The organism is Clostridium sp. YIM B02506 (assembly GCF_022324845.1).
GTDB classification, from domain to species: Bacteria; Bacillota; Clostridia; order Clostridiales; family Clostridiaceae; genus Clostridium_T; species Clostridium_T intestinale.
In genome coordinates this window covers 72,798-93,524 of sequence record NZ_JAKGTG010000017.1, presented here as the reverse complement: position 1 = coordinate 93,524, position 20,727 = coordinate 72,798, and the positions used below count along the sequence as shown (strand labels likewise).

The following is a 20,727-nucleotide window of genomic DNA, read 5'->3' as shown; positions in this document are numbered from 1 at the left end:
AGTATACCTCTTTTTAGCAAAAATAAATTCAAAAAAATTATTGACTTTTTATAACTGGTCTAAAGAATAAAAAGAGAGTCAAATAAACTCTCTTACTATTTCACAAAATTTTTAGTTTTCTCTTTTTTAGGATTTTTAAAAATTTCTTCCACTGAACCTTCTTCTATTATTTCTCCATCAGCCATAAATAAAACCTTGTGAGCTACTCTTTTAGCAAAAGACATATCATGAGTTATTATTAATATACCCATACCTTTTTTGCTTAACCCATCTATAACTGTAGCTATTCCCTCTGTAAGCTCTGGATCTAAAGCTGATGTTGGTTCATCAAAACACATTATCTTAGGGTTTAATGCACAAGCTCTAGCTATTGCAACTCTCTGCTTCTGACCACCAGAAAGTTCAAAAGGATATGCATTTTCTTTATCCTCTAATCCTATTTGCTTAAGTAATTCATTAGCATCTCTCTTTGCCTCATCTTTTGATATCTTAAATACATTTACAGGAGCTTCAATTATATTTTCTAAAACAGACATATGTGGAAATAAATTATAACTTTGAAAAACCATACCCAGATTTTTTCTGACTTCCTTCATAGTATCTTTTAAACAATAAACAACTCTTCCATTCTTTTCTTCAAACAAAGGAATATCGCTTATCTCTATACTTCCACCATCAGCTTTCTCTAGCCCATTTATACATCTTAAAACCGTGGTTTTTCCTGCACCAGATTGTCCTAATAGAGCAACTATTTCTCCTTCTTCAACCTGAAAGCTTACATTTTTCAAAACTTGTTTACCTTTAAAAGATTTATTTAATTCACTAACCTTCAATGTCATGGTGAGTCCTCCCTATTGATAATAAGAATACTTTTTCTCAAGTACTTGGAATACCTTTGTCAGCACAGCCGTAAGTAATAAATAAAATACTGCAACTACTACTAAAGGAACCAATGATGCATCTCTATTTGAAGCAGTTTTAGCTACTTTTAAAAGTTCATCTAACCCCACTACATATACAAGTGCAGTATCCTTAACAAGTGTAATCACTTCATTTGCTACTGGAGGTAATACTCTTTTAATCATCTGAGGAAATATTATTCTAAAAAATGTTTGAGAATTAGACATTCCTAAAACTTCCGAAGCTTCATATTGTCCCTTATCTATAGACTGTATTCCAGCTCTGAATATTTCCCCATAATATGCAGCATAGTTTAAAACAAATGCTATTATAGCTGCTGGAAATCTATCAAAACTTATTCCCATTAAAGGTAGTCCAAAAAATACAAACACTATTTGTAATAATAATGGAGTTCCTCTCATAAGCCATATATAACCTTCAGTTATTACACTTATTATCTTTACTTTTGATAGTCTTCCTAATGCAATTACAATCCCTAAAGGTATTGAAAGGACTAATGTTACTATAAATATTTTAAGAGTACTTACAAGACCTTCTGTTAGTGAAGGTAATAAACTTACCACATAATCCATATTATATTTCTCCTGTAATATTATTTAATCAGCCTATTTAACTATATCTTCTCCAAACCACTTTTCTGATATAGCTTTTGAAGTTCCATCTGCTTTCATTTCATCAAGTGCTTTTTGAACTGCATCTAATAAATCTGTATCAGCTTTTCTTAACCCTACGCCATACTCTTCATCACCAAAGTTATCTTCTAGAACTTTGTATTTACTTTCTCCTCTTTGGTTAGTATAGTATCTTATAAGTATTTCATCACCTACTACAGCATCAACTCTACCAGCTTCTAAATCCATTAGTGCGTCATTGTTAGTTTCAAAAGTCACAAGCTTTCCATTTTTAAAGCTCTTAACTAAGTCAGCTTCCTTTTCTACTGCATCAACTGCACTAGAACCATTTTGTGCTGCAACAGCTTTTCCATTTAAGTCAGCCTTTGTTTTTATTGGTGAATTTGCTAAAGTTATTATAACTTGTCTATTTTCTAAATAAGGTTTTGTAAATGCAACCTTCTCTTTTCTTTCAGCTGTTATTGTGTAACCATTCCATATAAAATCTATATTTCCATTATTAAGCTCTGTTTCTTTCATTGACCAATCTATAGGTTGGAATTTAACTTCAACTCCTATTTTCTTTCCAACTTCCTTTGCCAATTCAGCATCAAAGCCAGTTATTTCTCCTTTATCGTCCTTAAACCCCATTGGAACGAATGTATCATCTAATCCTACTATCATTTCGCCTTTATCTTTTATTTTAGCTAGCCCCGTTTTTTCTTCTTTTTTACCACATCCTACTACTGTAAGTGCAGCCATAGCTACTAATAATAATGATGTTATCTTCTTTTTCATATTTATAATCCCCCTTAAAATAATCGCTTTATTACTTTATCATTCTAAAGCATTAAAGAGTTGGTGTCAATATGTATTTTCTCTTTTTATTGTTTTATACTTAAAAATCCCAAAAACGATATTGATTCATACAATATATTATTAGCAATGATGTATGGAGGAGGATATGTCTAAAAAAAGCAAAACATGTTTTGATGTCCTTTATAACAACCCTGATTTTCCCCCATGCAGTAAATACTTGGGGAATACTCACCCTATACTAACAGAAAATTTTGCTATATTTAAAAATGATAATAGAGCATATTATTTTTTAAGTACTAATCCTACTAACAGTACCACTGCCGTTGGTACTAGCTTAACTTACACTAACTTGCAAATATCTTTAACAAACTACTTGATAGGTTTATATATATTTAATGTTCAATGTGGAAAATGTACATTCGATAGTAATTCTCCAATTCATAATGATAAACAAGCCAATGATTTTATTGTAAACACCTTAAATACATCTCCAAACATAAATATTAACTTTTCACCTTCATTAAATTTTATAATTGGAAATGGTAACAGTATTGTAGACTTATATACGAATGTTCTAAACATAACACCTTTAAATTATTATATTATACTCAGTCTTCATGCTTTAGAAAATGATCCTACATTATTTTATGGAAATAATTCTGATGCATTAGCCGACCCTATAAACATAGATTTAGCAAGTTACGCCTTAAGATTTCAAAAATAATATAATATTTTCATATTTTGAAAATATTTATAAGAATTATGTATTATAATAAACTTATGATTTTATTTATCATAAGTTTTGTCGATAAGTTTTTTTCATATAAACCCAAACAAAATCCCAAAAGAGGTTGGATTATTTTAATCCAACCTCTTTACTTATTGATTTCTCTTCTTTATGTAAATATAAACAGGTATTCCTATCAAGGTAACCCCTATTCCATATATTGCGTTTGTTGTATCAGTTAAAAGTGTACTAATTATTATATATAGACCTCCTCCAATTCCTACTAACGGAATTATAGGATACAATGGCACGCTATATGGTCTTTCTAAATCTTTGTGCTTCTTACGTAATATAAAGATTCCTGCTACAGTCATTACAAAGAATATCCACATTACAAATACAGCTAAGTTCGTAAGTGTATTAAATGAACCACTTAAAACATATAAAATTGCTAATATAATTTCAAATACAAACGTATTTAAAGGTGTTTCAAATCTATCATTAACCTTTCCCAAAATCTTAGAAAATGGAAGTAAATTATCCTGAGCCATTGCAAAAGGAACTCTAACTCCTGTTAGTATGTATCCATTTAACGCTCCAAATATAGATATAATTATACCTATTGATATTAAACCTGCTCCACCATTACCGAATAAAATAACCGCGGCATCTGATGCAACTTTTTCTGAAGCAATGACTTGATCTACAGGCATTATATTTACGATTGCAACATTTATTAGTACGTATACAAGCATAGTAAAGGCTAGTCCAAAAACTATAGATCTAGGAAGATCTTTTTTAGGATTTTTAAGCTCACCAGCCATATTTCCTACTCCTACCCAACCATCATAAGCCCATAAAGTTCCAAGTACAGCTGCTCCAAAACCTGCTACTCCAACAGTGCTTCCCTCTGGCATTACAAAGGTTGAAAAGCTGTTAGCTTCACCCTTTAATATTCCAAAAACTATAATCACAAAAATAGGAATTAGCTTTGCAACAGTAGCTATAAATTGAACCTTACTACCCAATTTTGTAGAAATAATATTTATAGTGCTTATAAATATTATCATAAATATGGCTAATATTTTTTGTTGCATTGAGCTCAAATCCACAAAATATGTAGCCTGTGTTACTAATACTATAGATAAAGCTGCTATTATTCCAGGTACATATATAAGGGTTTGTACCCAACCAAATAGAAATGCATACTTTTCTCCATATAATTCTTTTAAATAAACAAATACTCCTCCTGTTTTAGGAATTGCAGCTGCTATTTCCGCTACAGTTAGTGCGGATGCTATAGTTATTACTCCACCTACAACCCATGCTAAAACACCTAATGTTGGAGTCTTTGCACTACTAAAAACAACTGAAGCCTTGAAGAATATTCCTGAACCTATTACTACACCAATTACCATACTAATAGCTTCAAATAGTCCAATTTCTCTCTTTAAAGTCTTTACCTCAACCTTAGAACCATTTTCTTGACTTTTTAATTCCATAATTATCTCCTTTGATAATAATATAAGAGTAGAAAGGTAACGTAAATGTTATCTACTACTCTTACTTCTTTTAGAATATAATATAAATTTTAATATTTCTATAAAATAATTTTAAAAAGAATTCTTCATAATGTCAATTAGTAAAGTTTCACACTAGCATTTTGTAAAAATATATCTAATCATCCATTTTATCTATATAGGGCTTTATTACAACTTTTACTTCTTCAAGCATCCTTATAAGTTCCTTGAAATAGCTAGAAAACACTTTGCTTTGATAAATCAAATTATTTGTTAATATAGGGTATTCCTTTGCTGACATTTTAAAATACTTTTCTTTTATATTAAATAAAAACTCCTCTAAATACCCTTTAAAAAATAAGCTGTTTGGATTTTTTACAAATCTATCTATTACTTCCAAAGTCTCAGCAAATTTTTTAACTGTATTTTCATCTATAATTTCTTCAGTTATTTCTTCACATATCTTAGCTGCTTTAATAGATTCAAGTATTGTATTTTCTATATGATTAAAAACTTCTATTTTTATTTTCTCTACATCTATTTTACTTTTTTCTTCAATCTTTAATGTTTTCTTTAAATTATTAGAATTATACCCACTTAGTATCTCACTAAACTCTTTAAATTTTGCTCCTTCTATATCGGCTCCATAGGATACATTTAAAAAGCTTTTCCCACTAAATTTAGTAAAATATTTTATATAAAATTCCATATTCTTTCTATATAAATTCAGTAGCCTGTCAGTTAATATTTCGTTTCCAAAAACATCTTTTGTTTTGATAACATTTAAATTATTTATCTCTTTATCTATATCTAATTTCGCTATTTCTGCATGATGCTTATCGTAAGTATAACCAAAATCTTGCCCTGCAAATATTATAGGATTGCAACCTATCTTAACCGCAATATCTGTACAACAATGAGCAACTGATCCTCCTGAAAAGCATATTGACATATTTTCTAAGTCTTTTATACAAGTAAAAAGTCCTTGTGTTGTAAAGATTTTATCTCCCTCATACTCAGCTACAAGTTTTGAATTGCTTTGCTCATAAAACACCAAAGGAATTTTCACATTTAACATTTCTTTTAACATATTGTAAGTTACTTCTTGAGGATCAATTGAAACAATTATATCTGGCATTATTCCATTGTCAAGGAGGGGCTTCAATGTCCTATTACCTGCTACTATAAAAAAGTTTTTTAACTTTTCTTTGAACTTTATCATGTCTTTAATATTTCTATCTAATGATGGTCCTGCTGACACTATTATTGCTGGAATATCCTTATTATAATCCATAAATAAATCTAGAGATGTAGATTCGTTTATGCAATCTATATTCGAAAATACATTATCTATAAATATATTTTTAAAACTTTTATTTGTATATAAAAATGTTGCTACACTATAATAGCTTGTATCAATCAAACTTATAAACTTATTGTATTCATCCTTATATCTTTCGTCATAATCTCCATACTTATCTACAAAAAGATTAACAAAGTTTCTTGAGTTTATTGTGCTTCTAAGCAATATCTCTAGTTTCTCCTCATCATAAGCTATTAAAAACACATTTTTTTTATCTATATTATTTTTATATTTATAAACATCTTCTAAACTTGGTTCAATTATATAAATTATATTTCTTTCACAGCAACAACTTAAAAGTGCATCTAAATATTCTCCATCTCCAAATCCAAACATAAATATTAATGAATCAAATCTTAAGTCTTCAAAAGTTTTCATAAGTTTTTCAATTTTTTCATTCATCATTAACCTCTCAACTAAGGATTATCATTTGGAAGGGGGCTATAGACTTTAAGCATATAATCCACATTCGGTCTATAATTTACAGTAAATCCAAAGTTTCCATTCTTATTTGTAAATACATATCCTAATGTAATTTTAGTAAAATTGAGTTCTATCACTTCCACACAAGCTCCCGCTGATGGGGAGTTGTCTGGATTAAAAACTGTTCCTTTTATAAGAACCTCTGTAAAAGGTCTTAATCTTCTACTTACACAATAAATTCCACCAGGTTTAAGACAGCTACCACTTATTATTATTGTTGAGATCTCATTTGCACCCATATTATTCTTTACTTTCTTCTTCCTTGCTAACTACTATATCAACTACTATACTTTGCTGGTTTTTTATATCCTCTGCTTTTATGATCTTACCTGATTCTTTACCGTTTATGGTCATTGATTTAACCTTTAACTTCACATATTTTTTCTCATCAAATTTTTCTAACTCTTTCATAATTACCCTCCTAAAATAAAACTCTACTTATAAACCTTTATAAGCACTTATTTTATAAGAAATATTTTTATCTTCAATTAAAAATATATAATCTCCATCATCATTTGATAACGTAAAGTCCAATACCTTCCTATTTTTTTCATCAATAATTTTTTCAACTATAATTAACGCCTTACTTGCTGGAAGTCCATTATTATAAAACACTCTACCACTTAAAAGAAATTCATTAGAATCCTCTATTTTTATCTCTTCCATAATTACCTCATTTTAGATAAGACCACATTAAATGTGATCTTACCTCTATTAAATTTCTATGATACTGGTGAATAAGCATCAAATCTGTAAACTTGAGTTCCTGTTAAAATTGGTAATGATACTCCATATTCTCCTAAAGTATCAGTAAAAGTTACTCCTAAATTTGTTGAAGCTCCAGATGCGGATGCTAATCTTACTACACGTACAGCTACGTTAGTTTGTGGATTTCCTGCTGAGTCTTCTATTAATCCTAATGCTAAAGTTCTATTCCATGCATCTAATGATGCAGTAGCAGCTGCTGTTATACTTCCATTATTAGTTGTAGTTATTGTAACAGTCCCCGGTCTATATGAAGGCATTTTCTTCATCTCCTTAAATAGTAAGTTCGAGAATTAATTCTCAATATTATCATATTGTTTTTTTCTCCAAGTGTTACTATTTATCGACAAAAAATATTATTATTTAACGGTCTATAGACTTCTAGACTGTAACTTATATTGTCATTTTTTTCGACTAACACAGCAAAGCTCCCATTTTTATCGGTTTCTGTAAATCCCATAAGTTCTCTATGACTTATCCCTCCTGTAATAAACTGCTTGTATACAATTATTGCAGCGCTTTCTATTGGAGTAGAATCATAGTTTGTTATAGTTCCAAGGATTAAAGATTTTTCACTTGCTGGTATACACATATTTTTATATATTGCTTTTTCATCTTTTAAATCTTCCGGTGTTAAAATGAAAGTGTTATCAATATCCATAAAATCCCTCGCTTTTATAAAGGTAATGGGTTATATATATTTAATATATATTCAAAGTCTTCTTTTACTTCCACAGAAACTGCATAAACTCCATCTGCTTCTGAGAAAACAGCACCAAGAACAGTTAATACTGGTATAATCGATGACCTATCTATCTGTATTACCTCTACACCAACTCCATCTAAAGGGTTACCATTAATATCATAAACTGTTCCTTTTATTAAGGTTCTATCACTATCTCTAAATTTTAAATTTTGGACATATGCCTTACCTTTTACTAATGATGAACCTTTTATTATTTCTGTAGATGTAGGATAAGTAGGCATTTAAACCACTTCCTTATATTTGTACTTAATCATTATAATAATATTCTAAAGCTCTGATTTTGCTACAAAAAATATTGAATTATTTTTTTAACTATATTTTTAACTCCATCTACATTAATTATTTTTTTTGAATCAGCGCTTAATTTCAATCTTATCCCTTGATTATCAATAATATTAATTAATTCATCTAGTAATGCTTTTTCTTTTAAGTTATAGTACCAGCCTAAATTTATCATTATTTTGTTTTTCTCCATATACTCTGCAAGTCTTAACTGATTATCAGCTTGTATAACAAATAAAGTTGGAACTCCTAAACTAGCTAGTTCATATAATGTAGATCCACTTGAAGATATACATACGTCTGCATTTTCCATTAATATTCTCATATCCTTAGGATTATAAATTAATTTTATATTTTGTCCATTTTTACAACTTTCCTCAATTAACTCTCTATTTTCAAAACCTTTTCCAACAATAACATTTATATTTATCCCAGGTATTTCATTAATTGCTTTAATAATAAAAGGAGTAACATTATTTACATCTGTCCCTCCCATAGTTATCAATATATTTTCTGCTTTAACTTTTATATTCTTACTGCTTCTTTTCCTAAACTCGTCCCTTAATATACAATACTGCCCTCCTAGTAAATACTTAGAAATATTGTTATTATATCTTTTCTTTTCAGCATAAACGTTAGGATTTACAACTATGTCACTAGGATAGTCAAATAAATAATTGTCATCTATAGATACTAAATACCTACTTAATGATTTTAAAAACAACAAATACTCTTCATTTATATTATAAGAATCTGTGATAATTACATCTGTATTGTAATTTTTTATAATATTTTTGATTTCTATTTTTTCTCCATCTAGCTCCATTGCTTCCATTAAGATATATCTTACTTTTTTATCTTTAAAATAACCTTCTACCACTTTATCTTTTTTAGATACAAATATACACTCAACATTATTTTTTATTAATTCATCATAAAGGGTCATACATCTAATTATATGACCCATTCCAATATTAAATCCTCCATCAGCTCTTATTAATGCCTTCATTCTAATACCTCTAAACACTTTTTTAAATCCTTAATATTAAGCCATTCTGTATTAGTTCCGGAATTATATTCAAACCCTTCTTTTATTAAAGTTCCTCCTTCAGTAAAATGAGTTTTTAAATCCCACCAATCAAAATTTGGATAAATAATATAATGATTTTTATATTCATAAGTGTTTCTAGAATCGTCTTTGCTTATCATAACTTCATGGAGTTTTTCGCCTTCTCGTATTCCTATAAACTCAAGTTTACAGTCATTAAGCATACCCTTTGCTAAGTCTACTACTTTGAAGGAAGGAATTTTAGATATATAAATTTCTCCTCCCTTACTTTCCTTAAGTGCCTTTATTACTAAGTCAATTCCCTGATCTAAAGTTATCCAGAATCTAGTCATTCTTTCATCTGTTATTGGAAATACTTTTTCTCCCTTATCTTTTAACGTTCTGAAAATTGGTATAATTGACCCTCTGCTTCCCGCTACATTTCCATACCTAACTACAGAAAAAACTGTACCTGCTTTTCCTGAATATGAGTTAGCTGCGGTAAACAGCTTATCTGATACTAGTTTTGTTCCTCCATATAAATTAATAGGGTTTACAGCTTTATCTGTAGATAAAGCTACTACTTTTTTAACTTTTTTATCAATAGCTGCTTCAATAACATTCTCTGCCCCGTATATATTGGTTTTAACAGCCTCAAAAGGATTATATTCGCATATTGGTACTTGTTTCATAGCTGCTGCATGAATTACATAATCAACATTTTCAAAAGCTCTATTAAGTCTATTTTTGTCCCTAACATCTCCTACAAAAAATCTAAGTCTATCCTTTTTGCTTGGAAACATCTCTTCTAATTCTTTTCTTAATATATATTGCTTAAATTCATCTCTTGAATATATTATTATCTTCTTTGGGTCATGTTCTTTTAATAGCCTTTTAGTAAAATGTTTCCCAAAAGACCCTGTTCCCCCTGTTATCAATATACTTTCATTAGTTATCATTCATCTCTCCTACCTTTGTAAAAATTGGCTAGTAAAATTCCTTAGCTACTATTATTAAATGCTATTGTTTTATTTTTAGTGCAAATAAAAACACTTTAGATTTCTCTTACAAAATTCTAAAGTGTTTACTTATTCACTCTTTAATACTCTCAATTAGATTCATGCTTAATGGAGTTCCTTTTTCTATATCTTTTTTAAATTTTCTACCTAATATATCTTTAAAATATCTTGGATGTAGTCCATATCCAGGTCTTACACTTCTAACATTTTTTTCACTTAATATTTCACCAGCCTTTACATCTTCTGATACAAATAAAGACCTACAAAACTCTCTATTTTTCTTCTTCTTTTCATTTATAGAATAATCAATCTTACCTATAGCCTTCTCAACATTTCTTATTTTATCAACCATATCCTTAAGTTCACCCATTTCCATTGAAAAATCAGAATCCGGCCCACCTTCCGCTCGATTTAATATAATATGTTTTTCCATAACTTTAGCACCCAATGCTACAGCAGCTATTGAAACCTCTGATCCTAAAGTATGGTCTGATAATCCCACTAGACAATTAAACCTTTTCTCCATATCAGCAATTGTAATTAAATTCATATCCTCATAGGGTGCTGGATATGAAGATGTACATTTTAATAATATAACTTGATTATTATTCATTCTTTTACATGCACATAGTGCCTCTTCAATATCTTTAATATCTGCAATACCTGTAGAAATAATTATAGGTTTACCTTTAGATGCTATATACTCTATAAGTGGTATATCCGTTATTTCAAAAGAAGCGATTTTATATGCAGGAACATTAAATTTCTCTAATAAATCAACTGCTGTTTTGTCAAAGGGTGAGGAAAAGCAAATTATATCTTCTTCTTTTGCAACTTTAAATAATTCTTCATGCCATTCCCATGGCATATATGCCTCTTTATATAAATCATACAAAGTTACACCATCCCATAAAGTCCCTTGTTTTACATTAAAATATTCATTTTTACAATCTAATGTTATTGTATCAGCAGTATAAGTTTGTAGCTTTATAGCATCTACTCCTGCTTTTTTAGCCTCTCTTATAAGCTTTATTGCATTTTCAATTTTACCATTATGATTGGCCGATATTTCTCCAATTATAAAAACAGGTGATCCATTATTAATTTTTCTATTCCCAATACTTAAATCTTTTTGCACGTATTCCCCCTAATCACTTATTTCTATATTTTCATAATTATATTTATTCTTAATTAGTTTCCACTTATCCTTTGTAATACCCATCAATACAACATTATATTTTTCATTCTCTTTAATGATATGCTCCTTCAAAACTCCTTCTACTTCACTTCCAAACTTTTTGTGAATGGATACAACCTTATCATTAAACTCAAACACTTCACAACATAATTTATTTAAACTTAATTTATCAAAAACATAATCATATATATTACATTCTAATAAAGTTGCTATTCCTCTTCCTCTAAAGGATGTATCAGCTATATAATATGCCCAATAACATTTTTTATTTTTATTATCTATATTTGATATACTTAATAAACCTATAGAGGTTCCATCCATTTCAATAATCCAATATCTTGATGTATTATCCTTACTTATCTTGTCAAACCATTCTTTTTGTTTTTCTAAACTTAATATTGGATCTGTGTACATGTATTTAGTAACCTCAGGATTCATTCTCCATTCCATTATCCTTAATAGGTCTTCTTCTTTTATTTTTCTTAAAGTTAATGACACTTTTATTCACCTCTTTTTAGGTACAAGCACCTGTGCTTCACCATCTATAACTACTTTACCTTCTGCATTTCTGCATATGGTACTTAAGGTTATTTTAGAATTTTCATCATCTATTGAGATTATCTCAACTGCTGCTGTTATTTTGTCATTTAATCTAACTGGTTTTGTAAACTTTAGAGATTGAGTTAAATATATAGCCCCTTCTCCTGGTAATTTATTTGCTATAACTGCTGATATTAATCCAGATACCAATATTCCATGGGCTATTCTCCCTTTAAAAATTGTATTTTTTGCATAGTTATCATCTAGATGTAATGGATTTATATCTCCACTAATCTCTGAAAAAGTTTCTACCATTTCCTTAGTAATTACTTTACTATATTCAGCTTTTTGGCCAATGTATAATTCTTGTAAAACCATAAAATATCCTCCCTATATTTCTTTTTGATTAATATCTTTATTAATAGCTAATAAATCTGGCCTTCTATTTAGGAGGTTTAAAATATCATTCATATCGAAATATTTATTTTTTTTGTATAACTCATTATATATACAACTTATAAAATTAAAGTCTTCCTCGGTATCTAGTGTCCACCTATGATTTGAGTAATCCTTACTAAACCTATAGCTTCCAAGTGAAAACTTATCTTTATTTGTGTATAAATATGACGTTACATGTTCTCTATCTCTATCTAATATAGCCTCATTAAAAGCCTTTTCTAGAATACTAAAACTAAACACTTCCGTATCTAGTCCCCTTGGTAAAGTTCTCTCTAATGTATTACTAACATAGTCATAACTACTCTCTAGGTAGTAATTAATTGTGTTTTCTGTAATCCTATAGTCTAATAAAGGACAATCACTTGTAATTCTTACAACGATATCTGCATTGTTTTCCTTAGCTGCATAATAATATCTAGAAAGAACATCCTTCTCAGAACCTCTAAAACATGTTATTCCTAGTCTATTTGCCTCATTTACTATTTCTATATCTTTTTCCTCTGTAGTTGTAGCAATTACAATCTTATCTATGTTTTTAACTCTCTTTAATCTATCTATGTCATGTTCTAAAATAGTTTTTCCGCATATCTTTTTTAGTACTTTCCTTGTAAGTCTAGTTGATCCCACCCTTGCTTGAACTATACACACTACATTCATTAAGCTCACCTACTTTCTACATTGCCTAACTACTATTATTAAATGCGAATAAGTTCATTTTAGTGCAAATTAAAACACCATAAATTTTTATTTCAAAATCTATGGTGTTAGCACTAATAAATTATTTATGTAATTATTTTTTCTCTCTTCATCATTATAAAATTACATTCTACTTTAGGTTGATTCCCCCATCTAGCATCCACTTGATCAAGCACATGGACTAATTCCCATCCTTCTTCTCCAAGTTTATTTAGCCTTTCTTCAATCTCAACAGCATGTCTAGTCTCTAAGGCATTATCTAGACCTATGACTTTATATTCCCATTTTTTACTCATAATATCCCCCTGTGTTATTTTATATCCTTATTTTATATCTTTATTTTATACCAGTTGTGCAATCGTTTCAACTCAAAAACTCCTGCCTTAGTTTTAATCACCTAAGGCAGGAGTTTTTTACATGTCTTTAACTCTGTTGTTTATTATCTTTATATTATCGTGAAATTCCTTTTGAATTCCATCCGTATTGTATTTTATAGAAATTTTTAATATGGAGTCTTTATCTATGTTACTCTTTATGAATTTAGTAGTATTAAGGTAATATCTTTCTTCTGTAAATTCTTTTTCAGCAGGAAATTCAATGTTATTCCCATCAATCTCTGCTACTATAAGAATATCTGAAATATTTTTATTAATCTCTTTTCTCTCTAAATAACTTCCCTTGTCTAAATATAAATATTTATTAAAAGAAACCAAAGTCAAATCCTTTAATACTAAGTCTTCAGTTACAACAGTCATATTATATACCTTAGGTTTTCTTGTTAAACTCACATAAGTAAAAACATTTATAGCTAATAATAAAGAAATAACTATACCAATTGATATACTTAAGGTTTTTCTTTGCATACACATTACCACCTTAAAATATTTTAATAGATATAGTTTACCCTGGATTTATATTTTAATTCTATTGTTTACTCATCATATAATTTTTTAACCTCATTTAATCCATCTACTATCTCCACTTTAGAAAAATTACATTTACTAAGTTTTTCATCATCCCATTTACTTATTGTTTCATAGAAAAATACTGCAAGTTCTAAATTTCTAGCGGACTTTCTATCTTCTATAGCTTCAAAGAGCATATCTTCTGCTTTATTTATTTGTCCTTCACTTATGTACTTTTTTATCATTATTTCTAATAGCTGATCTTCCTTCAAAATTACCGAATCATTTTCAATACTATTTTCTATAGAATTTTTATTTTTAAATATTGATACTAAACCATTTATAACGGTTTTAATCATTCGCTCAAAATAATCATTTTCAAACATATTCTGCTACCCCATTTTCTTCAATTATTGTATTTGCTCTTCAAGTACACTTCCCACTTATTTTGAAATTCATCTTGAGATAATCCTAATATTTTTTCAAAATCCTTAGGTGACTTTATTAAATTTACTAAATCGTCATATCCATACTGGTTTATTATAAATTCCACAATGCTATAAGAGTAGGCATATCCTCCATTATCTCCAAATCTTTGAGCACCCATATTTTCTAAATCCATAATTTTAGGAACTTGATTACTTTTTATAAACTTTTTTATAGAATCATCCATTTGGTTTGCTTCAAAAGTAGCTATACCTTCATTTAACCAAATAGGTACAACCTCTTTATTAATGTTCCTCACTAATACATGAGTAAACTCATGTATTGCTACCTTAATCATATAATCTTCTTTAGATTTATCTATATATGGAGAAACCATCTTCATAAGGTTATTCCCCATCTCTGCACCAACCATCCACTCAGAAGCATTAGGTTGTCCAATAGCTTCATGAAAAGAATCTAAATCAGAATAAACATAAATATTAATTTTTTCATCAGATTGAATTTTTAAGTCATCAGTAATTTTTTTATAATTTTTTTCTAAAACCTCAGAAAGTTTCTTGCAATGATCTTTATACTTATTCTCTGAGTAAAAATTAAAATGTTCACTTGCAAGTTCTAATTTCATTTCTTCTTTATCTAGCTGCTTTGATTTATTAGAGCAACTAGCAAATACACTTACTACAGCGATAACCATTATAACTAAAACTAATCTCCTCATACTATAACCCCTTTTATTTTGTACCTTTACTTTACATTAATAACAATATTAATTCAAAATTTTTTTATAGGAATTTTTATTCTTTTGTTTTTGTTCAAACTAAAAAGAAGAGCTATCTACAACTTGTGCAATAACTCTTCTTTTTATCTTCTATTTATCTTTATCAAACAAGGACATAAGATCTCCAAAAGGATTGTTTATAACTTCTGCTTCCTTTTTCATCTTCTTCATATAATTTTGTACATCTCTCTTGCTGTTTTTATTTTCTTTATTATCAAATCTCTTATTAAATACAACTGCCTTTTCTCTAAAGTTACAAGTTGGACTTGCACATACATAGATTTGACCTTCGCCTTGTCCTCTAAGTTCTAGTTTCTTTTTACATTCAGGACATCTTGCGTTTGTAAATCTACTTACGTTTTCTCTGTGACCGCAAGCTCTATCTTGACATACATGCATAACTCCATGTTTTCCTTTAACTTCAAGCATGTATTTCCCACATTCAGGACACTTTTTACCTGTAAGATTATCATGCCTAAACTTATCACTGCTGCCCTTTACTTCTTGAACTAATTCTTCTGCGTAACTTCTCATTCTTTCAGTAAAGTCTTTTGGATTTTTCTTCCCCTTACTTATTAGCTCTAATTCCATTTCCCATTCTGCTGTTAATAGTGGAGATTTTAATTCTTCTGGAACTAATTCTATAAGCTGTTTTCCTTTTCCTGTAGGGATTATTTCTTTTCCGCTTTTCTCTATATAAAACATGTTAAATAGTTTTTCTATAATATCTGCTCTAGTTGCAACTGTACCTATTCCTCCAGTTTCACCTAAAGTTTTTGCGTGAGCTTTATCTATATTTACATATTTATGAGGTTTCTCCATAGCTGAAAGAAGAGTTCCTTCATTAAATCTTGCTGGTGGTTTAGTTTTTAATTTCTTACTTTCTACTGTAGATATAGAAACTTTATCACCTTTTTTAAGTGCAGGTAATTCTTGGCTTTCTTTATCCTCTTCATCTTCTGCTAAATCATCAGCCTTATCATACACTCTTTTCCAACCCTTAGATTTTGTTACATTTCCTTTAGCTATAAAAGTTTCTCCATTTATATCTGCTGTTATAGTAGTTTGAAGATATTCATAAGGTGGTAGCATAACTGCTAAAAATCTTTTTACAACTAAATCATAAATACGTCTTTCCTCACTACTTAAAAGAGCTAAATTTCCTCTTTCCTCTGTTGGTATTATAGCGTGGTGATCACTAACTTTGCTGTTATCTACAAAACCTTTATGCGCATTTATTTTCCCTCTTAGGAGTTCATTCGCTATGCCGCTGTAATTTCCTACAGCTACTGCCTTTAATCTATCAGGGATTGTCGAAACTATGTCCTGGGAAATATATCTCGAATCTGTTCTTGGATAAGTTAAAACTTTATAGTTTTCATATAACCTTTGCATTATGGATAAAGTTTGTTTTGCTGAATATCCAAATATTCTATTGGCATCCCTTTGAAGTTCAGTTAAATCATATAAACTTGGAGCATAGTTCTTTTTATAGCTTTCTTTTACATCAACTATTTCAGCTTCTCTTCCTTTGGTTAAAGAAAGTATTTTATTAACCTTTTCCTCATCAAATATATTTCCATTGTTATTTTTATCTCTCCAAGCTAAGGTGAAGCCTTTTGCTTTTGCATTAATTACATAGTAATCCTGTGGTTTGAAGTTTCTGATTTCTTCTTCTCTACTTACTATCATAGCTAAAGTTGCTGATTGAACACGTCCTGCTGTTAATTGTGCATTGTATTTACAAGTTAAGGCTCTTGTTATGTTTAGCCCTACTACCCAGTCCGCTTCTGATCTACAGGCTGCTGCCTTATATAAATTATCATATTGGGATGCAGGTTTTAAATTCTTAAACCCATCTAATATTGCTTTATCTGTTTGAGAGGATATCCATAATCTTTTAGTTGGTTTATTTACTCTAGCCTTTTCAATAATCCATCTAGCAACCAGTTCCCCTTCTCTTCCAGCATCTGTTGCTATAACTATTTCAGTTACATCTTTTCTATTTAATTGTTCTTTAACTGCATTAAATTGTTTACCACTTTGCTTTATAACAACAAGCTTTAAATGTTTTGGAAGCATAGGTAAATCTTCCATCTTCCAAGTTTTATATTTATCATCATATGCTTCTGGATCAGCTAAAGTAACTAAATGACCTAGTGCCCATGTCACTATATATTTATCTCCCTCTATAAATCCATTGCCTTTTTTATTACATCTTAAAACTCTTGCAAGTTCTCTACCAACTGAAGGTTTTTCAGCTAAAACTAATATCTTACTCATATGTTGTTTCCTTTCAAACTTTGACTTTGTATCAACTAAGTTCATTATAACATTAATTATGCCAAAATAGTAAAAACTAGAGGTGTTATCCCCACCCCTAGTTAATCATCTCTATTTTAATTTCAATATTATCAAAAAAATATCCTATTTCTTTTCTTAAATCTATTGTGCTATTAGCTAAAGTTTTGTCCTTTACTTTGGATATTATATCCCTAATCTGCTCCTCATTTATACAAGAATAATTAGCCTTCTCTTTTAATTTACTTAGCTTATCTGAAACTCTGATAACCAAAATCAAATATAAGAGTTCTTTTTTATATTTTTTAAGTTTTGCTCCAAGCTTATGTTTACTTATTAATTTACGAATATATTTTTTACTTTCCTCGTCTATATCCAAATATTCATCTATATTTTCCATAAACCATTTAGCTCCAACTTTATTATGTTTTTCATCAAACTTCTTAATATCATGCAGTAGGCAGGCTAAATAAAGTACATCTTCTGCTTGCTCCACTTGTTGCAGTTCAGGGATAACCTGTGAATTTAAAGATAAAATTTTCAAAGCTATGTCAGAAACTAATTTCGAGTGATATTTCCTATATTGCATAGCATTTTTATATAAATCTTTTTCTGCTTCTGAACCTAATATATCCATATACTCATCTATACTTTTATCCCAAAGTTTATTACTAACTTCCTTCAGCTCTTCTTTTTTAGCACCTATAAATTTAAGTTTTCCTTCTATAACTAATCACCTCTATTTATCTTGATTGGTTACATATTCATCTATAGCTTCAGCAACTTTTTTAGATACTCTAACAGCTTCTACAACAGTTTTTGCACCCGTAACTACGTCTCCAGATGCAAAAACACCGTCTCTTGTAGTTCCACCTACTTCATTAGTGTGAATAAGCCCCTTATTAGTAACTTCTATTCCTCTAGTAGAACTAATTACATTATCCTTTGGCTCCTGACCTATAGCTAATATTATTGAGTCTGCTTTAAATATATCTTCTGAACCTTCTATATCTCTTACTTTTTCTTTTCCGCTATCATCTACTTCAATTACTTCTGTTTTTATGTACTTAACGCCTTCATCTAAAAATTCTAATGGTGCTTTATAGAATTCAAACTTAACTCCATCCATCTTAGAATATTCTATTTCTGCTTTTTCAGCATCCATACTTTGAGCGCCTCTTCTATACATTACATAAACTTCTTTTGCCCCTTGTCTTACTGCTGTTCTAGCAGCATCCATAGCTACATTTCCAGCTCCTATTACACATACTTTATTGCCTAAATTATAAACTTCAGGGCTTTTTAGATAATCTATAGCGTAATGTACATGCCCTAACGCTTCTCCTTTTATGCCTAATCTCTTAGGTTTCCATACTCCTGTACCTATAAATACAGCTTTATATCCATCCCTAAATAAATCATCTATGGTTATAGATGGGCCTATTAAAGTGTTAGGTCTTATTTTTACTCCCATACTTATTAGCTTATCTTTAAGTTTATCTAAATTATCCTTAGGAAGTCTAAACTCTGGTATACCATATCTTAAAACTCCACCTATCTTATCATGAGCTTCAAATATAGTTATATCATATCCTTTATATACTAAAAGTATAGCCATTGTTATTCCTGCTGGTCCAGAACCTATTATAGCTATTTTTTTATTTCCTTTTTTAGCTTTTTCTGAAGATATAAAGTTTAAATAATAATCAGATATGTAATTTTCAACCATTCCAACTCTAATTGGTGTACCTTTTCTACCCAATACACAACTACCTTGACATTGTTTTTCATGAGGACAAACTATGGAACATATTACTGAAAGAGGATTGTTGCTAAAAAGTTTCTCTCCAGCTTCCATAATATTGCCTTCTAAAAGCATGCCTACAACTTCATTAAATGGTGTATTAACAGGACAACCTTCCTTACAAAAAGGTCTCTTACACTGTAGACATCTTTTAGCTTCATCTAATACAAAGTTTGACATAAATACTCCCCTTTTCTCTTTTGATTGTTTAAATATCATTTTAAAGTATTTCCTTATAAATATAAACACTAAATATATTTTTAACAAAGAGCATCCCGAAGGATACTCTTTGCTTAAGTTCTAATCTTAAAATGGATTGTCCGTTAGTCCATATTCTTTATCTATATTTATAAATGATCCATGAACTGTTCCAAAACCATTCACTATTGCAAGCTTTCTAGAACGTACATCCTCTATCCATCTTGTGTTAGAATCATTTGCAACTGCATTAGCTATAAGAGCCATTCTATCTTTTTCTGATACATCACTTGATGCTCTATAGGCTATTCTTAAATCTGTTTTTGCTTTCACTCCACCATTTTGTACCCCTATATCAAAAGCTAAGGCAAATGCTCTCTCTGATTTAAGGTTATATTTATTACATATACTTAAGGCTAAATCTCCAATAGTCTTTGCATAATTAAGTTGAATAGCTCTAAATTCCGGTGAATTAGCAAGAGCTATTAGCCTAGTCCTCCAAGGTTCCCTTATAACCTTTTGACTATTATTTATTGATTTTGCCCATGTAAGTTGCTCTGTTGGAGTTTTGCTTAGCATAGTATTAAAAGTATTATAATAATCTAACAAAATACTTCTAGTTGCCATATTATGATTTAGATTCATCTCCCTCAGTAAAGGCTGCAAAGTTCCCTGCCCTATATTCCACTGGAGTATTCCTAGAGACAATCCTTGTCCATCAAAATCACCTGTTATATTCCCATAACCATTACCTTCAAACCTTCCTGTTATAGCTATAGCCTTTTCTAAGGTTGAAAGTTTATAGGAAATACTCGGCTTAATAGGTGCTACTACTTCTGAAAACAAGGCATTCCAAGTAATTCTCCCAATTATTCCATCCTTAGTTAAACCCCTACTTCTTTGAAATTCTATAGTAGCTTGTTTTGTATTAAATCCAAATACCCCATCCTCAGTTCCTGCATTAAAGCCTAGTTCATTGAGTTTTTTCTGTATAAGCTTTATAGTTTCCCCTCTATCTCCCTGTTTAAATGCAACGCCTGGATAATCCATGATCTACCTCCTTTTTATTATTTTCAC

26 protein-coding genes are annotated in these 20,727 nt (G+C 29.6%); 1 reads left to right on the top strand and 25 read right to left on the bottom strand.

The features are described 5' to 3' along the window. Window positions 1-95 precede the first annotated feature (95 nt). Genes L1S49_RS13860 through L1S49_RS13850 form a run of 3 tightly spaced genes read right to left on the bottom strand, consistent with a single transcriptional unit; the run spans window position 96 to window position 2,330 of the window. Window positions 96-839 carry an amino acid ABC transporter ATP-binding protein gene (locus L1S49_RS13860; protein ID WP_238905486.1) on the bottom strand — a complete coding sequence of 248 codons (744 nt, stop codon included), beginning with the start codon at window positions 837-839 and terminating at the stop codon, window positions 96-98. A gap of 12 nt (window positions 840-851) precedes the next feature. Further along, on the bottom strand, window positions 852-1,493 hold the full coding sequence (locus tag L1S49_RS13855) for an amino acid ABC transporter permease (protein WP_021804284.1): 642 nt from the start codon (window positions 1,491-1,493) through the stop codon (window positions 852-854). A gap of 33 nt (window positions 1,494-1,526) precedes the next feature. After that, window positions 1,527-2,330 carry an amino acid ABC transporter substrate-binding protein gene (locus tag L1S49_RS13850; protein ID WP_286910434.1) on the bottom strand — a complete coding sequence of 268 codons (804 nt, stop codon included), beginning with the start codon at window positions 2,328-2,330 and terminating at the stop codon, window positions 1,527-1,529. Window positions 2,331-2,496: 166 nt separating this feature from the next. On the opposite strand from L1S49_RS13850, the gene L1S49_RS13845 reads away from it, so the two are divergent. Further along, on the top strand, window positions 2,497-3,075 hold the full coding sequence (locus L1S49_RS13845; protein ID WP_021804282.1) for a hypothetical protein: 579 nt from the start codon (window positions 2,497-2,499) through the stop codon (window positions 3,073-3,075). A 155-nt stretch (window positions 3,076-3,230) separates the two neighbouring features. On the opposite strand, the gene L1S49_RS13840 is transcribed toward L1S49_RS13845, so the two are convergent. The 22 genes from L1S49_RS13840 to L1S49_RS13735 all read right to left on the bottom strand — a co-directional run bounded on the left by L1S49_RS13840 (window position 3,231) and on the right by L1S49_RS13735 (window position 20,700). Next, window positions 3,231-4,580: an amino acid permease gene (locus L1S49_RS13840; protein ID WP_238905485.1), complete on the bottom strand. Its 1,350-nt coding sequence runs from the start codon at window positions 4,578-4,580 to the stop codon at window positions 3,231-3,233. Between the two features lie 175 nt (window positions 4,581-4,755). After that, window positions 4,756-6,363, bottom strand: a complete 1,608-nt coding sequence (locus L1S49_RS13835) for a 6-hydroxymethylpterin diphosphokinase MptE-like protein (RefSeq protein ID WP_238905483.1) — start codon at window positions 6,361-6,363, stop codon at window positions 4,756-4,758. A gap of 14 nt (window positions 6,364-6,377) precedes the next feature. Then, window positions 6,378-6,683 carry a hypothetical protein gene (locus tag L1S49_RS13830; RefSeq protein ID WP_238905481.1) on the bottom strand — a complete coding sequence of 102 codons (306 nt, stop codon included), beginning with the start codon at window positions 6,681-6,683 and terminating at the stop codon, window positions 6,378-6,380. A gap of 1 nt (window position 6,684) precedes the next feature. Further along, entirely contained in the window at window positions 6,685-6,855 is a 171-nt protein-coding gene (locus L1S49_RS13825; protein ID WP_238905480.1) for a hypothetical protein, read from the bottom strand. Window positions 6,856-6,882: 27 nt separating this feature from the next. Then, window positions 6,883-7,110 (bottom strand): hypothetical protein, encoded by a 228-nt coding sequence (locus L1S49_RS13820; RefSeq protein WP_238905478.1) that lies wholly within the window; start codon window positions 7,108-7,110, stop codon window positions 6,883-6,885. Between the two features lie 56 nt (window positions 7,111-7,166). Then, a complete protein-coding gene (locus tag L1S49_RS13815) occupies window positions 7,167-7,469 on the bottom strand; it encodes a hypothetical protein (protein WP_238905476.1) in 303 nt (100 codons plus the stop codon). 80 nt (window positions 7,470-7,549) lie between these two features. Next, the gene (locus L1S49_RS13810; RefSeq protein ID WP_238905474.1) at window positions 7,550-7,870 is read right to left on the bottom strand and encodes a hypothetical protein; all 321 of its coding nucleotides are present in this window, start codon (window positions 7,868-7,870) and stop codon (window positions 7,550-7,552) included. A 14-nt stretch (window positions 7,871-7,884) separates the two neighbouring features. Further along, the gene (locus L1S49_RS13805; protein WP_238905472.1) at window positions 7,885-8,196 is read right to left on the bottom strand and encodes a hypothetical protein; all 312 of its coding nucleotides are present in this window, start codon (window positions 8,194-8,196) and stop codon (window positions 7,885-7,887) included. Window positions 8,197-8,258: 62 nt separating this feature from the next. After that, complete coding sequence (pseG, locus tag L1S49_RS13800) at window positions 8,259-9,266, bottom strand: UDP-2,4-diacetamido-2,4,6-trideoxy-beta-L-altropyranose hydrolase (RefSeq protein WP_238905470.1); 1,008 nt, start codon at window positions 9,264-9,266, stop codon at window positions 8,259-8,261. After that, on the bottom strand, window positions 9,263-10,264 hold the full coding sequence (gene pseB, locus L1S49_RS13795; protein ID WP_238905467.1) for a UDP-N-acetylglucosamine 4,6-dehydratase (inverting): 1,002 nt from the start codon (window positions 10,262-10,264) through the stop codon (window positions 9,263-9,265). The genes pseG and pseB overlap by 4 nt, the downstream gene beginning before the upstream one ends. Before the next feature lie 133 nt (window positions 10,265-10,397). Next, on the bottom strand, window positions 10,398-11,462 hold the full coding sequence (pseI, locus tag L1S49_RS13790) for a pseudaminic acid synthase (protein ID WP_238905464.1): 1,065 nt from the start codon (window positions 11,460-11,462) through the stop codon (window positions 10,398-10,400). Between the two features lie 9 nt (window positions 11,463-11,471). Then, on the bottom strand, window positions 11,472-12,020 hold the full coding sequence (gene pseH, locus L1S49_RS13785) for a UDP-4-amino-4,6-dideoxy-N-acetyl-beta-L-altrosamine N-acetyltransferase (protein ID WP_238905460.1): 549 nt from the start codon (window positions 12,018-12,020) through the stop codon (window positions 11,472-11,474). Window positions 12,021-12,026: 6 nt separating this feature from the next. Beyond that, window positions 12,027-12,440, bottom strand: a complete 414-nt coding sequence (locus L1S49_RS13780) for a MaoC family dehydratase (RefSeq protein WP_238905457.1) — start codon at window positions 12,438-12,440, stop codon at window positions 12,027-12,029. 12 nt (window positions 12,441-12,452) lie between these two features. Then, window positions 12,453-13,178 carry a glycosyltransferase family protein gene (locus L1S49_RS13775; RefSeq protein ID WP_238905456.1) on the bottom strand — a complete coding sequence of 242 codons (726 nt, stop codon included), beginning with the start codon at window positions 13,176-13,178 and terminating at the stop codon, window positions 12,453-12,455. 125 nt (window positions 13,179-13,303) lie between these two features. Continuing rightward, entirely contained in the window at window positions 13,304-13,513 is a 210-nt protein-coding gene (locus L1S49_RS13770) for a DUF4177 domain-containing protein (RefSeq protein ID WP_238905454.1), read from the bottom strand. A 117-nt stretch (window positions 13,514-13,630) separates the two neighbouring features. Beyond that, window positions 13,631-14,080: a hypothetical protein gene (locus L1S49_RS13765; protein WP_238905452.1), complete on the bottom strand. Its 450-nt coding sequence runs from the start codon at window positions 14,078-14,080 to the stop codon at window positions 13,631-13,633. Between the two features lie 68 nt (window positions 14,081-14,148). Then, window positions 14,149-14,508 carry a DUF6483 family protein gene (locus L1S49_RS13760; RefSeq protein ID WP_238905450.1) on the bottom strand — a complete coding sequence of 120 codons (360 nt, stop codon included), beginning with the start codon at window positions 14,506-14,508 and terminating at the stop codon, window positions 14,149-14,151. A gap of 20 nt (window positions 14,509-14,528) precedes the next feature. Further along, complete coding sequence (locus L1S49_RS13755) at window positions 14,529-15,287, bottom strand: peptidase MA family metallohydrolase (RefSeq protein ID WP_238905447.1); 759 nt, start codon at window positions 15,285-15,287, stop codon at window positions 14,529-14,531. Between the two features lie 150 nt (window positions 15,288-15,437). Continuing rightward, complete coding sequence (locus L1S49_RS13750) at window positions 15,438-17,630, bottom strand: DNA topoisomerase III (RefSeq protein WP_238905442.1); 2,193 nt, start codon at window positions 17,628-17,630, stop codon at window positions 15,438-15,440. A gap of 97 nt (window positions 17,631-17,727) precedes the next feature. Continuing rightward, complete coding sequence (locus tag L1S49_RS13745) at window positions 17,728-18,285, bottom strand: HD domain-containing protein (RefSeq protein ID WP_238905441.1); 558 nt, start codon at window positions 18,283-18,285, stop codon at window positions 17,728-17,730. A gap of 102 nt (window positions 18,286-18,387) precedes the next feature. Beyond that, entirely contained in the window at window positions 18,388-19,671 is a 1,284-nt protein-coding gene (locus tag L1S49_RS13740; RefSeq protein WP_275299601.1) for an NAD(P)-dependent oxidoreductase, read from the bottom strand. 87 nt (window positions 19,672-19,758) lie between these two features. Then, window positions 19,759-20,700: a peptidoglycan-binding domain-containing protein gene (locus tag L1S49_RS13735; protein WP_238905439.1), complete on the bottom strand. Its 942-nt coding sequence runs from the start codon at window positions 20,698-20,700 to the stop codon at window positions 19,759-19,761. Window positions 20,701-20,727: the final 27 nt, after the last annotated feature.

Coding starts and splice junctions, on each gene's coding strand:
- L1S49_RS13860 (WP_238905486.1), bottom strand. CDS start 839: ATGACATTGAAGGTTAGTGAATTAAATAAATCTTTTAAAGGTAAACAA.
- L1S49_RS13855 (WP_021804284.1), bottom strand. CDS start 1,493: ATGGATTATGTGGTAAGTTTATTACCTTCACTAACAGAAGGTCTTGTA.
- L1S49_RS13850 (WP_286910434.1), bottom strand. CDS start 2,330: ATGAAAAAGAAGATAACATCATTATTATTAGTAGCTATGGCTGCACTT.
- L1S49_RS13845 (WP_021804282.1), top strand. CDS start 2,497: ATGTCTAAAAAAAGCAAAACATGTTTTGATGTCCTTTATAACAACCCT.
- L1S49_RS13840 (WP_238905485.1), bottom strand. CDS start 4,580: ATGGAATTAAAAAGTCAAGAAAATGGTTCTAAGGTTGAGGTAAAGACT.
- L1S49_RS13835 (WP_238905483.1), bottom strand. CDS start 6,363: ATGAATGAAAAAATTGAAAAACTTATGAAAACTTTTGAAGACTTAAGA.
- L1S49_RS13830 (WP_238905481.1), bottom strand. CDS start 6,683: ATGGGTGCAAATGAGATCTCAACAATAATAATAAGTGGTAGCTGTCTT.
- L1S49_RS13825 (WP_238905480.1), bottom strand. CDS start 6,855: ATGAAAGAGTTAGAAAAATTTGATGAGAAAAAATATGTGAAGTTAAAG.
- L1S49_RS13820 (WP_238905478.1), bottom strand. CDS start 7,110: ATGGAAGAGATAAAAATAGAGGATTCTAATGAATTTCTTTTAAGTGGT.
- L1S49_RS13815 (WP_238905476.1), bottom strand. CDS start 7,469: ATGCCTTCATATAGACCGGGGACTGTTACAATAACTACAACTAATAAT.
- L1S49_RS13810 (WP_238905474.1), bottom strand. CDS start 7,870: ATGGATATTGATAACACTTTCATTTTAACACCGGAAGATTTAAAAGAT.
- L1S49_RS13805 (WP_238905472.1), bottom strand. CDS start 8,196: ATGCCTACTTATCCTACATCTACAGAAATAATAAAAGGTTCATCATTA.
- pseG (WP_238905470.1), bottom strand. CDS start 9,266: ATGAAGGCATTAATAAGAGCTGATGGAGGATTTAATATTGGAATGGGT.
- pseB (WP_238905467.1), bottom strand. CDS start 10,264: ATGATAACTAATGAAAGTATATTGATAACAGGGGGAACAGGGTCTTTT.
- L1S49_RS13780 (WP_238905457.1), bottom strand. CDS start 12,440: ATGGTTTTACAAGAATTATACATTGGCCAAAAAGCTGAATATAGTAAA.
- L1S49_RS13775 (WP_238905456.1), bottom strand. CDS start 13,178: ATGAATGTAGTGTGTATAGTTCAAGCAAGGGTGGGATCAACTAGACTT.
- L1S49_RS13770 (WP_238905454.1), bottom strand. CDS start 13,513: ATGAGTAAAAAATGGGAATATAAAGTCATAGGTCTAGATAATGCCTTA.
- L1S49_RS13765 (WP_238905452.1), bottom strand. CDS start 14,080: ATGCAAAGAAAAACCTTAAGTATATCAATTGGTATAGTTATTTCTTTA.
- L1S49_RS13760 (WP_238905450.1), bottom strand. CDS start 14,508: ATGTTTGAAAATGATTATTTTGAGCGAATGATTAAAACCGTTATAAAT.
- L1S49_RS13755 (WP_238905447.1), bottom strand. CDS start 15,287: ATGAGGAGATTAGTTTTAGTTATAATGGTTATCGCTGTAGTAAGTGTA.
- L1S49_RS13750 (WP_238905442.1), bottom strand. CDS start 17,630: ATGAGTAAGATATTAGTTTTAGCTGAAAAACCTTCAGTTGGTAGAGAA.
- L1S49_RS13745 (WP_238905441.1), bottom strand. CDS start 18,285: ATGGATATATTAGGTTCAGAAGCAGAAAAAGATTTATATAAAAATGCT.
- L1S49_RS13740 (WP_275299601.1), bottom strand. CDS start 19,671: ATGATATTTAAACAATCAAAAGAGAAAAGGGGAGTATTTATGTCAAAC.
- L1S49_RS13735 (WP_238905439.1), bottom strand. CDS start 20,700: ATGGATTATCCAGGCGTTGCATTTAAACAGGGAGATAGAGGGGAAACT.